This is a genomic window from Citrobacter sp. wls757 (assembly GCF_005280935.1).
GTDB classification, from domain to species: domain Bacteria; phylum Pseudomonadota; class Gammaproteobacteria; order Enterobacterales; family Enterobacteriaceae; genus Citrobacter; species Citrobacter portucalensis.
This window is the reverse complement of sequence record NZ_SZWU01000056.1, coordinates 476-11,517: the sequence shown is the minus strand read 5'-3', so window position 1 is coordinate 11,517 and position 11,042 is coordinate 476. Positions and strand designations below refer to the sequence as shown.

The following is an 11,042-nucleotide window of genomic DNA, read 5'->3' as shown; positions in this document are numbered from 1 at the left end:
CGGATGCGGCTAACGCCTTATCCGGCCTACATCGCTATTGCCGGTCTTGTAGGCCAGATAAGCGTAGCGCCTCAGGCACACCCTTCGCCGGATGCGGCTAGCGCCTTATCCGGCATACATCGCTATTGCCGATCTTGTAGGCCTGATAAGCGTAGCGCATCAGGCACCCCTTCGCCGGATGCGGCTAGCGCCTTATCTGGCCTACATCGCTGTTGCCGGTTTTGTAGGCCTGATAAGCGTAGCGCATCAGGCGCTATCGTTTACTGATTCTCAATCAACAGCGCTTCCAGCAAATCCAGGTCGTGCAGTAGTTTTTGCAGCGTTTCATTGCTGATTTCACGCGTGGCGCGCAGGTGATAAAGCTCCGCGCGTTCTGAACGCAGCGCTGCCAGGCGGAAACGTCGCTCGAGGTTTTCTTCCTGCATCGAGCTTTCCACATCGTTGCGCCCGTCGGCGCGTCGGCGCAGGTTACCAATCACGCGTGAACTCACCTCGGTGAGCAACTGGTTATCGATGTTCTCTTCGGTGTCTGCGGCCAGTCGCTCCTCCATTTTCTGGATCGCGACAATCGCCACTTCTGCCGTGGCGGCGCGGGCAATACGTTCCTCTTTCTGCTGCTGCGAGTGGTCTGCCACTTCCAGATGTTGTAGCAGAATCGGCAGCATCACCACGCCAACAAACAGCGAGAACAGGATCACGCCTGCGGCAAGGAAGATCAGCTCATATCGCGCCGGGAAGCCGCTACCGTCCGGTAACAACAGTGGAATGGAGAGCACACCGGCGAGGGTAATGGCCCCGCGTACACCGGCAAAAGAGGCGATCATGATTTCACGCGTCGTCCAGGATCCAAACTCCATCGGTTTTTTCTTCAGGAAGCGCAGACTGAACTTTTTCATGGTCCACAGCCAGCCAAAACGTACCAGCATTAGCGCCACGTAAATCAGCACGACATCGGTAAACAGCATCCAGATTTCAACATTCGGATCGGCCTCGGCCGCCGCCAAAGAAGACTCCAGAATTCCCGGTAACTGTAGCCCTAACAGTAAGAAAACCATGCCGTTAAACACAAACTCCAGCATCGCCCAGGTACTGTTAGCACGTAAACGCATCGCCAGCGGCGCGCGGCGCATCACCCCGGAACGGGTGATCGTCATCCCGGCAGCGACCGCCGCGAGGATACCGGAAACGCCGATATGTTCCGCAATCAGGTAAGACGCAAACGGCAGCAGGAACAGCAGGACTATTTGCGTTGCCGGCTCGTCACCGCCCCAGCGGCTGAGGAAGCGCAGGGAGCGACCGTACAGCCAACTGACGACAAAACCAGCCAGGATGCCGCCAATCGCCACTTTGAAGAACTCAAGCGTTGCGCCACCAACGGTGAATACCATTGTCCCCATCGCCACGGCGACGGCAAACTTCAGAGAGACCAGACCGGAGGCGTCGTTCATCAACGCTTCGCCCTGCAGGATACCCATGATTTTCTTCGGTATACGTCCCTCTCCCACAATGCCGGAAAGTGCGACGGCATCGGTTGGCGATAGCACAGCAGCCAGAGCAAAGGCTGGGATGAGAGGGATCCCCGGCACCAGCCAGTAAATCATAAATCCAATGCCGACCACCGTGACCAGCACCAGCGCCAACGCCAGGCCGAAAATCTCTCGCCCGTGCTCGAGAAACTCACGCGTTGGCGTCTTCCAACCATCGGCAAAGAGCAGCGGCGGGATGAACAGAACCAGGAACAGCTCAGGATCGAATTCCACATGCAAACCAAACGTCGGCCACGCCAGCAAGGCGCCGATGGCGATCTGCATAAGGGGTAAAGGAAGTTGGAAGGGCAATACGCGAGTAAATACCCCCGACAGCGAGACCACAAGGGTCATGATGAGTATGGTGAAAAAGATTTCCATGCGTTCCCTGTTTGCGATGTTTCTTATGATTGCTAATGAGAGGCGTCGTGCCTCAATTCTATCTAATTGAGAGTAACGCAAAAGACAACGAGTGTGTTCTGAAAATGAAAACGGGCGGCCAAAGCCACCCGTTTTTAGGATCGTCAGGAAATCAGAATCAGATAGCCCAACCGCCGGCGTAGAAGGCCACCAGCGCGATGGCGATCACCACGGTGCCGATGTTCAGTTTGCGCCATTCACCAGAAACGATGCGGCCAATTACCAGGGTAGCAAAGCCAATCATGATGCCGGTAACGATGTTACAGGTCAGCACGATAAATACGGCCGTAACCAGTCCTGCCATTGCGTCGACAAAGTCAGCGAAATCGATTTTCGCAACATTGCTCAGCATCAACAGACCCACATACATCAGCGCAGGTGCCGTTGCGTACACAGGTACAAGATAAGAGAGCGGAGAGAGGAACAGAATCAGCAGGAACAACACGCCAACGGTGATCGCTGTCAGGCCAGTTTTACCGCCTGCCGCCGTACCCGCTGCGGATTCAATGTAAACCGCCGCCGGAGCTGCACCCACCAGACCAGAGAACACGCTGCTCAGGGAGTCAGTGGTCAGCGCCTTGCCACCGTCGATAATCTGTCCGTCTTTATCCAGCAGATTCGCCTGTCCGGCTACCGCGCGGATGGTTCCGGTTGCATCGAAGACAGCGGTCATGACCAGCGCCAACACGCTCGGCAGGACAATCGGGTTCAGTGCCCCCATGATATCCAGGCTGCCGATCAGCGAATTGCCGTTTTCATCACTCAGAGACGGCATGGCAAAAATGCCGGAGAAATGCACGGCCGGGTCGAAAATCAGACCAACCACGGAAATACCGATAATGGTCAGCAGAATGCCACCCGGTACTTTCAGTTTTTCGAGGCCAATAATCACCGCCAGACCAATCAACGACATAATGACCGGGAAGGTATCGAAGTCACCCAGCGCAACCGGCAGGCCGTCCAGCGGGTTCTTAATTACCAGACCGACACCGTTTGCCGCAATCAGCAGCAGGAACAGGCCGATACCAATCCCCGTACCATGCGCAACGCCCTGCGGCAGATTGCGCAGGATCCAGCTACGGATACCGGTCGCGGAAATGATGGTAAACAGGACACCCATCAGGAACACCGCACCCAGCGCAACGGGCACGCTAATATGTTGGCCCAGCACCAGGCTGAATGCGGTAAATGCGGTCAGAGAAATGGCGCAACCAATTGCCAGCGGCAGGTTTGCCCACAAGCCCATCACAATAGAACCGACGCCCGCGACCAGACAGGTCGCCACAAATACAGCAGCAGGTGGGAACCCGGCTTTACCCAGCATCCCCGGAACCACGATAACGGAGTAGACCATGGCCAGGAAGGTCGTTAATCCGGCAACGACTTCCTGACGAACGGTACTGCCGCGGAGCGAAATTTTAAACCAGGCGTCGAGTGAACCGCCGGTACGCGCTGAAGGCGTAGACATAGAAAACATCCCCTGAGAGTTTATTTTTTCGTCATTATGCGTGCTGGACAATCCACTGCCTGCTAAACGTTTTCTCCATGTGCCAGGTTTGCGTCAATAGGGGTGTCGCAAAAAAGCAAACGTTTAGCTCCGCGCATAAAAAACGGGTGGTAAAAAAAAGCAAACGATTATCTAGCGATCATACGCTGGTTTTCAACTGAACTTTGCCGCTTTTTACTCATTTCTTCTTATAACGCGCAAGAAATAACCAGTCGATGCGCAAACGTTATCGTCAATGCGCAATTTGGCAACAAATTGCGCGGAGTTATTACAACATCGGCGTGTTTATTTCACGCAACTCGCGCAAGAAAACGGGTGAAGATGCGGAAAATTTTTTGGCTAAAAAATCACCAATTCACTGGCAAATGGAGGGAGGTGGCTTACACTTACATTATCAACACAGGCCGGAACCTCCCCTAATGTGCTCGACTGAGGGGTGTTGATGTCGGGGGAAACCCTCCCGTGAACCAGCGGGATAGAGTGAAAGACAAAGACCGGAACCAAACTAAAGCGCCCTCTGTGGCGCTTTAGTTTTATACCCTTCATACCCGTCACATATTTTAAACCAATTAATCATCTTCCAGCAGGCGCGCTCCGGTCCCCTGCTCGCCAAGCTGATCGCCTGGGTTACGCAACGGGCAATCGCTGCGTGACAAGCATCCGCAACCAATACACCCATCCAGCTCATCGCGTAGCGCCACCAAAGTATGGATGCGTCGGTCCAGTTCTTCACGCCATTGCGAAGAGAGCTGCTTCCACTCTTTGGCACTAAGCGAATGCCCCTCAGGTAATACCCCTAACGCGTCACCGATCGTGGCCAGCGGGATCCCGATGCGTTGAGCAATCTTGATTATCGCGACGTAACGCAACACATCACGTTTGTATCGGCGCTGATTGCCGCTGTTGCGCATACTGCTGATTAATCCTTTGCTTTCATAGAAATGCAGGGTCGATACCGCCACGCCGCTACGTTTGGCGACTTCACCTGGTGTGAGCAGCGCTTTTATCCGGGGTAATTTCTTTTCCATAAATCGCTTTACCTCAAGTTAACTTGAGGAATTATACTCGCCCACAGACAAAACGACGAATCGAATACTGAGAAAGAGGCAGCCCTATGTCCCATCAGCAGATTATTCAGACCCTTATTGAATGGATTGATGAACATATCGATCAACCGCTGAACATTGAGGCGGTGGCGAAAAAATCAGGTTACTCGAAGTGGTATTTACAAAGAATGTTCCGCACGGTGACGCGCCAGACCTTGGGTGACTACATCCGCCAGCGTCGACTTTTGCTGGCCGCCGTTGAACTACGGACAACTGAGCGACCTATTTTTGATATCGCGATGGATCTTGGTTATGTGTCGCAACAAACCTTCTCGCGTGTGTTTCGCCGCGAATTTGATCGTACTCCCAGCGACTACCGCCATCGTCTGTAATATTATTGCCCGCTCTGCGTCAGTATGGCGGGCGACCGTTGTATCCAGTGCATGAACTCCTGCGGCGGCAGCGCCTTCGCAAAATACCAGCCCTGACAATACTGTACGCCGCGTTCAAGCAGCCATTCGATTTGCTCCTTCGTTTCCACCCCTTCCGCAATCGTCTTCAGGTGTAAGCTTTGTGCCATCTCAATAATATGTTCGGCAATCAAGTGACTGGTGCTGTTAGTGGACAACGTGCTAATAAACGATTTGTCGATCTTCAGGATATCGACATTCAGCGCTGACAAATTATGCAGATTGGAATATCCCGTGCCAAAATCATCAAATGCCACTTCATAACCCGCCTTACGGAACGCCTGGATTACGGGGGTCATTTTATGTACATCTATGAACCCACGCTCGGTCACTTCGACTTTAATTTGCTGGGCCGCCACGGAGTACTCACGATTTTTGTCGTTAATCAGAGCAATCAATCGGGATGAATGAAAGTCAGAAGCGGAAAGGTTAATCGATATAGAAAGCTGAGGATGCGCCGAAAGAAAATACCCCAAATCGTTGAACACCTCTTCAACGACATAATCCGTGATCCGCTCAATCATTCCCTCTTTTTCAGCCAGCGGAATAAACTCCGTCGGGCTCATCACCTCACCTTTACAGCCCGGCCAGCGCAGCAGAGCTTCAGCACCAACACACTGCCCATTTTTAATATCAATAATCGGCTGGTAATGCAGGCAAAGCTGACGTTTTTTGATCGCGCGTTTTAATAAGCGCCGGGGAGATAAGTATTCCTGGCGCGTGCGCCACCACATTAGCAGTATCAGGATGCTGCAGATAATCCCGAAGGGAATGGTTAATGCCGCCTCGTGATAGAAAATCTGACTTACGCGGTTGTCTGAGGTCGACACAATAATCGCAATTGGACGTTTTTCTGAATGCACGATGGTGTAGAAGCGATCGTCTTGTTGAAAGGTCGAGGCTTCACCGCGTATGAGCGGTGCGAATTGCGCAATATTTGCCGCTTCGCTGGCAGAGAAAAACGTATCCGTTACTGTGTCATACACGCCCCAGGAGAGATCCGGATCATCTGACATGACTTCGCTGTAGGACAATGGATTGATGACTGCGACGTAGTTTCCGCGTTGCATGTACGTCATTCTGTAGCCAGCGAAAAAAGGGGTATCGCGGTAGTAATAGATGGCGATATCCGGCGTACGTTTATAATCGGCTGTCGGCATAATATAAGTAACAGGCGGCGCCATCGACGTAGAGCACAAAAAGTGATCGCCCTGCGCATAAATTAGCTCACTGATATATAAACGACCGCGAATAATATTTAGCATACTTTTCTGATGTGCCGGGGTACACATCTTACCCTGATACAACTGGGCCATATCACGCGCCAAATCAGCTTGTAGGATCACCAATTCTGTTTTATTTAACACCAGTTGAGCAAAAGAGCGGAGTTGGCTATGGGTTTCGGTCATCGCCCGGATGTGCGCAAACCATATCGCCAGCACCACGGGGAACAATACCACCATGAATGTTCCCAGGAACTTCAGCATCTTGCGTCGCGCACTGTGATTCATGTCAGCCCTATTTCCCTGTTTCGTATATGCCAGAACCCATCAAGGCAGGATGCTATAAACACCGACTGATTAAGTTGCATGAATCTATCAGTATTAGCAACAGACTTCTCTATGTAAAAGTCTGATAATAGTTGATGATGATATTATTTTTCCGTAAGGCAAACTTAAAGTTATGCTTATTTCATAACGTTATTATCCCCACGGAGTAATTTTTTATGAGCATTATCCTGGCTGCATTTAAGAAATTCATTAATTTTTTTTAACGTTTAATTTAGGATAAATATAACAAGTAGACTAAATGCATGTTTAAAACATGGTTATTTATTATCAACTCTTCATTAAACAAAACCACACACTTGAAGTGGTTATAAGCCTACAAAAATAACGGCCAATACTGGTGAACAAACGACCAGATGTGATATAGTTCACAAAAATCATGTAACAGAAACAATGTTTCATTCATGTTATTGCCCGTCGATAGCCAGAGTATCACACCCTCGGTGAACACCCCCGCGCTGTCCTGGGCATCCAGACTTTCTGAGGACGTTTTTCATGGCGACAATAACAACTGGCGTGGTTCTTCTGCGGTGGCAACTACTCAGCGCGGTGCTGATGTTTTTAGCCAGTACGCTCAATATCCGTTTTCGTAAATCAGATTATATTGGCCTGGCCGTCATTAGCAGCGGTTTGGGGCTGGTTTTTGCCTGCTGGTTTGCGACTGGATTGCTCGGCATAACCCTGGTGGATATGTCCGCTATCTGGAAGAACATTGAAACCGTAATGGTTGACGTGATGAGCCACACACCGCCAGATTGGCCTATGGTGTTGAACTGATAACAAAATTGCATATGGCTACCCCAGTCTTGAGGTAGCCATTATTTTCAGCGTAGCGCAGTGGGATTAGAACGGAATATCGTCGTCGAAATCCATCGGCGGCTCGTTAGACGGCGCTGCCGGAGCTGACTGTTGCGGACGAGACTGCGCGCCGCCGCTGAACTGGTTGCCACCCTGCGGCTGCTGAGGTTGACCCCAACCGCCCTGCTGCTGACCGCCACCTGCCGGAGCACCACCACCCTGACGACCACCCAGCATTTGCATGGTGCCGCCAACGTTAACCACAACTTCTGTGGTGTACTTTTCTACGCCGGACTGATCGGTCCATTTGCGGGTACGCAGCTGACCTTCGATATAGACCTGAGAACCTTTACGCAGATATTCGCTGGCCACTTCCGCCAGTTTGCCAAACAGCACAACACGGTGCCATTCAGTCTGCTCTTTCATTTCACCGGTCGCTTTATCACGCCAGGATTCGGAAGTAGCCAGCGTAATGTTGGCAACTGCGCCACCATTCGGCATATAGCGTACTTCCGGGTCCTGGCCCAGATTACCGACGAGAATCACCTTGTTTACGCCTCTGCTGGCCATGATCGTGTCTCCTGAAAAACGTTACTGAATAAGTGTAAGCGCGGGATTGTAGCATTTCCAATAGCGCTTTTACTACGTTGCGAAGTTGATTCCAGTAAACAACCCCAGCCAGACATTGTTGCACAGACGTCTGCGTTTTGCATTCCAATACTGTATATCCATTCAGGTCAGGTTGTGTCATAATTAACCGTTTGTGATCGCCGGTAGCACCATGCAGCCAGGCAAAAAAGCGTTTAATCCGGGAAAGATGAATGGATAAGATCGAAGTTCGGGGCGCCCGCACCCATAATCTCAAAAACATCAACCTCGTCATCCCGCGCGACAAGCTGATTGTCGTCACCGGGCTTTCGGGCTCAGGCAAATCTTCGCTCGCTTTCGACACCTTATATGCCGAAGGGCAGCGTCGTTACGTTGAATCCCTTTCCGCGTACGCGCGTCAATTTCTGTCGCTGATGGAAAAACCGGACGTCGACCACATTGAGGGGCTCTCTCCTGCCATCTCAATTGAACAAAAATCGACGTCCCATAACCCGCGATCCACGGTAGGTACAATTACCGAAATTCACGACTATCTGCGTCTGCTGTTTGCCCGCGTTGGCGAGCCGCGCTGTCCGGATCACGACGTTCCCCTGGCAGCGCAGACCGTAAGCCAGATGGTGGATAACGTCCTGTCGCAGCCGGAAGGTAAGCGTCTGATGCTGCTGGCGCCGGTGATTAAAGAGCGTAAAGGCGAGCACACCAAAACGCTGGAAAATCTGGCAGGCCAGGGCTATATCCGCGCCCGTATCGACGGTGAAGTCTGTGACCTTTCCGATCCGCCCAAGCTTGAGCTGCAAAAGAAACACACCATTGAAGTGGTGATTGACCGCTTTAAAGTCCGTGACGATCTCACCCAACGACTGGCGGAATCCTTTGAAACCGCGCTGGAACTGTCCGGCGGCACGGCGGTCGTTGCCGATATGGACGACCCTAAAGCGGAGGAACTGCTGTTCTCCGCCAACTTCGCCTGCCCTATCTGCGGCTATAGCATGCGCGAACTGGAACCGCGGCTGTTCTCGTTTAACAACCCGGCGGGCGCGTGTCCAACCTGTGACGGTCTCGGCGTGCAGCAATATTTCGATCCTGATCGGGTGATCCAAAACCCGGAACTGTCGCTGGCCGGTGGTGCTATCCGCGGTTGGGATCGCCGTAACTTCTATTACTTCCAGATGCTTAAGTCTCTGGCGGAACACTATAAATTCGACGTTGAAGCCCCGTGGGCCAGCCTGAACCCTACTGTGCATAAAGTCGTACTGTACGGTTCCGGTAAAGAGAATATCGAATTTAAATACATGAACGATCGCGGTGATACGTCCGTACGTCGCCATCCGTTCGAAGGCGTATTGCACAATATGGAGCGCCGCTATAAAGAGACGGAATCCAGCGCAGTACGTGAAGAATTAGCCAAGTTCATCAGTAACCGTCCTTGCGCTAGCTGTGAAGGGACGCGTTTACGCCGGGAAGCCCGTCACGTATTTGTTGAAAATACGCCGCTGCCTGCGATTTCTGACATGAGCATCGGTCATGCAATGGATTTCTTCAACAATCTGAAGCTTGCGGGTCAGCGGGCGAAGATTGCCGAGAAAATTCTTAAAGAGATTGGCGATCGTCTGAAGTTCCTGGTCAACGTCGGCCTCAACTACCTGACGCTATCGCGGTCGGCGGAAACACTCTCCGGTGGTGAGGCCCAGCGTATTCGCCTGGCAAGCCAGATCGGCGCGGGTCTGGTTGGTGTAATGTACGTACTGGATGAACCGTCTATCGGTTTGCATCAACGCGATAACGAGCGTCTGCTGGGTACGCTTATCCACCTGCGTAATCTGGGAAATACCGTCATTGTGGTCGAGCACGATGAAGATGCGATTCGCGCCGCTGACCACGTTATCGATATCGGCCCGGGCGCGGGTGTTCACGGCGGTCAGGTCGTCGCCGAAGGGACGCTCGACGACATCATGGCAGTGCCTGAGTCGCTGACCGGCCAGTACATGAGCGGTAAACGCAAGATTGAAGTGCCTAAACAGCGCGTTGCGGCTGACCCAGAGAAAGTGCTTAAACTCACCGGCGCACGCGGTAACAACCTGAAAGATGTCACCCTGACGCTGCCGGTAGGTTTATTTACCTGCATTACCGGTGTTTCCGGTTCGGGTAAATCGACGCTGATTAACGACACACTATTCCCGATTGCACAGACGGCGCTAAACGGTGCGACGCTGGCTGAACCTGCGCCGTATCGCGACGTTCAAGGCCTGGAGCATTTCGACAAAGTGATCGACATTGACCAAAGCCCGATTGGCCGTACGCCGCGCTCTAACCCGGCAACCTACACCGGGGTGTTTACGCCAGTGCGCGAACTGTTTGCCGGTGTACCAGAGTCACGTGCACGCGGTTACACGCCGGGGCGTTTCAGCTTTAACGTCCGTGGCGGACGCTGTGAAGCCTGTCAGGGCGACGGCGTGATCAAAGTCGAAATGCACTTCCTGCCGGATATCTACGTGCCGTGCGATCAGTGCAAAGGCAAGCGCTATAACCGCGAAACGTTAGAAATTAAGTACAAAGGCAAGACTATCCACGAAGTGCTGGATATGACGATTGAAGAAGCACGTGAGTTCTTCGATGCCGTTCCGGCGCTGGCGCGTAAGCTGCAAACGCTGATGGACGTTGGCCTGACGTACATTCGACTGGGTCAGTCCGCTACCACGCTCTCGGGCGGTGAAGCACAGCGCGTGAAGCTGGCGCGCGAACTGTCCAAACGCGGTACCGGGCAAACGCTGTATATTCTCGATGAGCCGACCACCGGTCTGCATTTTGCGGATATTCAGCAACTGTTGGACGTGCTGCATCAACTCCGGGATCAGGGCAACACCATCGTGGTGATTGAGCACAATCTGGACGTGATTAAGACCGCAGACTGGATTGTCGATCTCGGTCCGGAAGGCGGTAGCGGCGGCGGCGAAATCCTTGTCTCCGGCACACCAGAAACGGTCGCTGAGTGTGAAGCCTCACACACGGCCCGCTTCCTCAAACCGCTGTTGTAATTACGCAACACTTGTCTGGCCTACAGAATATGCATAAAGCTTGTAGGCCGGATAAGGCGCTTA

Annotated in this window: 8 protein-coding genes; 3 read left to right on the top strand and 5 right to left on the bottom strand. The window is 52.5% G+C overall.

The features are described from left to right. Nucleotides 1-260: 260 nt before the first annotated feature. The 3 genes from FDW94_RS14440 to soxR form a co-directional block, all read right to left on the bottom strand. Nucleotides 261-1,907, bottom strand: a complete 1,647-nt coding sequence (locus FDW94_RS14440; RefSeq protein WP_003826634.1) for a Na+/H+ antiporter — start codon at nucleotides 1,905-1,907, stop codon at nucleotides 261-263. Between the two features lie 157 nt (nucleotides 1,908-2,064). Continuing rightward, a complete protein-coding gene (gene ghxP / locus FDW94_RS14435) occupies nucleotides 2,065-3,414 on the bottom strand; it encodes a guanine/hypoxanthine transporter GhxP (protein ID WP_003826632.1) in 1,350 nt (449 codons plus the stop codon). A 608-nt stretch (nucleotides 3,415-4,022) separates the two neighbouring features. After that, entirely contained in the window at nucleotides 4,023-4,481 is a 459-nt protein-coding gene (soxR, locus tag FDW94_RS14430) for a redox-sensitive transcriptional activator SoxR (RefSeq protein ID WP_003826630.1), read from the bottom strand. Between the two features lie 86 nt (nucleotides 4,482-4,567). Here soxR and soxS point away from each other — a divergent pair, with 86 nt between their 5' ends. Beyond that, the gene (gene soxS / locus FDW94_RS14425) at nucleotides 4,568-4,891 is read left to right on the top strand and encodes a superoxide response transcriptional regulator SoxS (protein WP_003031731.1); all 324 of its coding nucleotides are present in this window, start codon (nucleotides 4,568-4,570) and stop codon (nucleotides 4,889-4,891) included. 2 nt (nucleotides 4,892-4,893) lie between these two features. On the opposite strand, the gene FDW94_RS14420 is transcribed toward soxS, so the two are convergent. Beyond that, nucleotides 4,894-6,480: an EAL domain-containing protein gene (locus tag FDW94_RS14420; protein ID WP_048236344.1), complete on the bottom strand. Its 1,587-nt coding sequence runs from the start codon at nucleotides 6,478-6,480 to the stop codon at nucleotides 4,894-4,896. A 552-nt stretch (nucleotides 6,481-7,032) separates the two neighbouring features. Here FDW94_RS14420 and FDW94_RS14415 point away from each other — a divergent pair. Continuing rightward, entirely contained in the window at nucleotides 7,033-7,314 is a 282-nt protein-coding gene (locus tag FDW94_RS14415) for a YjcB family protein (RefSeq protein ID WP_003826625.1), read from the top strand. Between the two features lie 66 nt (nucleotides 7,315-7,380). On the opposite strand, the gene ssb1 is transcribed toward FDW94_RS14415, so the two are convergent. After that, entirely contained in the window at nucleotides 7,381-7,905 is a 525-nt protein-coding gene (gene ssb1, locus FDW94_RS14410; RefSeq protein ID WP_003826621.1) for a single-stranded DNA-binding protein SSB1, read from the bottom strand. A gap of 251 nt (nucleotides 7,906-8,156) precedes the next feature. Here ssb1 and uvrA point away from each other — a divergent pair, with 251 nt between their 5' ends. After that, on the top strand, nucleotides 8,157-10,979 hold the full coding sequence (gene uvrA, locus FDW94_RS14400; RefSeq protein ID WP_061547501.1) for an excinuclease ABC subunit UvrA: 2,823 nt from the start codon (nucleotides 8,157-8,159) through the stop codon (nucleotides 10,977-10,979). Nucleotides 10,980-11,042: the final 63 nt, after the last annotated feature.